Origin of the sequence: Bradyrhizobium erythrophlei, assembly GCF_042430365.1 — a bacterium.
Taxonomy (GTDB): Bacteria; Pseudomonadota; Alphaproteobacteria; order Rhizobiales; family Xanthobacteraceae; genus Bradyrhizobium; species Bradyrhizobium erythrophlei.
Genome location: NZ_JBHMET010000064.1, coordinates 1 through 2,888, shown reverse-complemented (window position 1 = coordinate 2,888; position 2,888 = coordinate 1). Strand labels below are relative to the sequence as shown.

Sequence of the window (2,888 nt, the reverse complement as noted above, 5' to 3'; positions counted from 1 at the left end):
AAAAAATTGAATCAGCAAATTCTCGCTACGGCGAGAGGTTTTTCAGCAGACTGCTAGAGCTTTTTGAGAACCTCCTGTCGCAGGTGCTTGCCGTTCGACGTGTGGACCAACCATCGAGGATCACTCTCTCGAACAGCACGGAAGTTCCGGAAATGCGATCAGCCACGTTTCGTCATGTCCAGGGGGTTCCGCGCTCAATCATTGAGCAGAACCCGAGGATGCATACCACGCGTCGTCTTGCGTCATGTGTCTGTAAAATTGGCTTGCTTTAATCTTCGCGCTTGGCCGCAGCCCTGTTGCAAGCGATTGAGCAGGGACATTGCAAGTGGCAAGCAGGCCGCTCCTTTCGCGCGGTGGATGGTCCGGCCTCATACGACAGCAATGCACGTTGTTCATGCTGCGCGGAATTTAGGTTCACCAAAACATACAGGGTCGAGCCATGAAAGCTGTCTGGATTTGTTTTGACTTCAACCGGGATGTTGCCGACGAAAATCACGCGAAGGTCTTTGCGTCCATAGAGGCGGCGGAAGCCTGGTTGGAGCAGAACGACCCCGGGGGCTTAGCGTTTGAATACGAAGTGCGCAACACCCCTGGCGATGCCGATCGCCCGCGGAGTGCTGCGGAGATCGTCAGCCAGATAGCGCAAGCCGGCTAGCGCCGACCTCTGCGGTGGCGCACCTCGTTGTCCGGCGCCTGAATTTCACCGGCTATCCGAGCAGAGCTGAATTGCTCGCGATCTCATATTGCCGTTGCTTGTCGTCGGCCCGATCCCGGACCGTCATGACGTTCAAGCGGGGAAACCGGCCGCCGTCGGTGACATGACCTTCACGTAGCTTTTTCCAATTCGGTTTGCGAGTTGCCCACACACGAACCCTATGGTGCGCTTTCAATGCAGGTTTTCCAACTGCCGATCGTCGAGGTCGTCACGCCCAGCGGGCGCAAGTCACTTTGGGTAGCGGCGGTTCCCGAGGACAAGGCCGTGCGGACAGTCGCGATGAGGCTTCCCGCGAACCATACCGCCACGCTCTCGACGCGTCGTTTAACGCTGAGCCGGAAGTCACTTCGCCTTCGACGCGGCGATGTGCGGTTGATCAGGCTGTGATCCGTTTCGGGAGGAGTCGCTGAGTTGTCTCGCAACAATCCTGCAGGCGAATAATGGCTAGCAACCGCACATCGCGACGCCTGGCGACCAGCGCATGTGACGCTGAGGTTCACCCAACTGTAACGGAGTATCGATCATGCAGACCTTGACGCCTGATCTGGGAATACCCGTCAAGAAGAGTCTAGCTGGAAAGCTCGCCGCAAAGGTCCGCCGATCCGCCCATGTACTGAGAGAGGAGGGAGCATCGCGTCTGCTGCAACTATCTGCATTGTCGTTGATCGAGCCGATCAGAGCGCGGTGCCTTCGCGGCATAGTTTCGCTTGATGCCGCACGAGCCGTATCAAAGCTGGGCAAGGGAACGCGCGGACGAAGCTGCCGTTCTACCATTGAACCGCTTTACGCGCTCAAGCCATGCGTTGCCTTGATCGCGCGAAACGCAACGAAACGGCGGCTAGTCAACCTGCCTCTGGTCGGTCAGCAAACCGTTCGCAGTATCACGATATTGCTTGGCATTGGCGCGATCGACACCTTCCACGGTGATCGCGAACGTGCCGTCCTCCGTCTTTCTTATCCAGCCTTTTCCCTTCAGATACCAAAGATGAAATTCCAGATGCTCGGCCGGACAGCCCAACAGGCGCTCGAGTTCGGCATCACCGATACCGGGCTCGCGCACGTTTTGTCGGCATTTCAGATATAGAAGCGACAGCAGCTTGTTTTGCATCTCGACACCAAGCGCGATGCCCTTGCCGTCACGAAACTCCTCGACCAGTTTGGATCGCGCACTCGCTTGATTCCTGTGCTCGACATCATATTGCGCGCGACTGGCCGGATCACCGAGCGTTTGATGAGCTTCCATGATCACATCGAAGCGGTCACGATCGCCGGTCTGCTTATTGTCGGGGTGGTAGCGTTGGGCAAAATAGCGAAACATTCGCTCGACAGTGTCGCGATTGGCGTTCGGGCTGATTTCCAGAATTTCGTAATAGTCGATGAACTCGGATGCAGCCATCGTGTTCGCCCCCAAGGGATTCATGCTGACGAGCGGTCGCCCGTCCGGCAGGTCCGTCCGGAAACTCGCGCCGCCGGCCGCGCGATTTGGACAACGCTATCGCCCCATGACCCGGTCGCTCGTGATCTGAAGCACAACTGCCATCACGGAAGTATCGCGACGATCGGCGGCCCTGTATCGTACTGCAAGGGCCGAAGAACGTCGCGTGATACAGGGATCGGCTCTTGCGGCCAGATCGCGCACCATATTGATGCGCTGTTGCTTGAAATGCTCGTCCAAAATTGCGCCCTAACGCAACAAACTGAAACAGCCTTAATGCTGGCGCAAGAGCTGAGCCTGAAAAAAGGTGGACATCGAATGGTCTGCCGACCAGCGCCGGTAGCTGCGCTGGAGCGGGCGAAGGGAATCGAACCCTCGTATGCAGCTTGGGAAGCTGCCGTTCTACCATTGAACTACGCCCGCGATCTCAATCGCTTAGGTCGACTCTCAGAACTGCGCCAACATGAGCCAGCGAGACGACGTCCAGACCATAGCCCGCGCCGTGGCAAAGGATCAAGCGTACATTGCATGGAATGGTCAGACATTTGAAACACGAGAGCGGCGGGACGCGCTATCTCACTCCGTGCGGCTTAAGCGGCAACCCTCCCCAAAGAGAGCGCCAGGAAGCCATTCGACGGCGTCAGGCCGACCGTCTTGGCTTGGGTGTGACGCGTTTTTTTCACGCGAACCGGTGTCCACTTCGCTTGAAAACGCTCTAGCAGTCTGCTGAAAAACCCA

Annotated in this window: 2 protein-coding genes and 1 tRNA gene; 1 reads left to right on the top strand and 2 read right to left on the bottom strand. The window is 57.4% G+C overall.

What is annotated here, in order from left to right:
- Nucleotides 1-439: 439 nt before the first annotated feature.
- Nucleotides 440-655 carry a hypothetical protein gene (locus ACFFWD_RS11530; protein WP_376965031.1) on the top strand — a complete coding sequence of 72 codons (216 nt, stop codon included), beginning with the start codon at nt 440-442 and terminating at the stop codon, nt 653-655.
- 898 nt (nt 656-1,553) lie between these two features.
- Here the strand turns inward: ACFFWD_RS11530 and ACFFWD_RS11525 are convergent.
- Entirely contained in the window at nt 1,554-2,111 is a 558-nt protein-coding gene (locus tag ACFFWD_RS11525; RefSeq protein ID WP_376965029.1) for a DnaJ domain-containing protein, read from the bottom strand.
- A gap of 388 nt (nt 2,112-2,499) precedes the next feature.
- Nucleotides 2,500-2,573: transfer RNA gene (locus ACFFWD_RS11520), tRNA-Gly, on the bottom strand.
- Nucleotides 2,574-2,888 lie beyond the last annotated feature (315 nt).

What these genes read in the sequence shown, in the direction of transcription:
- ACFFWD_RS11530 (WP_376965031.1), top strand. Translation starts at nt 440, where the DNA reads ATGAAAGCTGTCTGGATTTGTTTTGACTTCAACCGGGATGTTGCCGAC.
- ACFFWD_RS11525 (WP_376965029.1), bottom strand. Translation starts at nt 2,111, where the DNA reads ATGGCTGCATCCGAGTTCATCGACTATTACGAAATTCTGGAAATCAGC.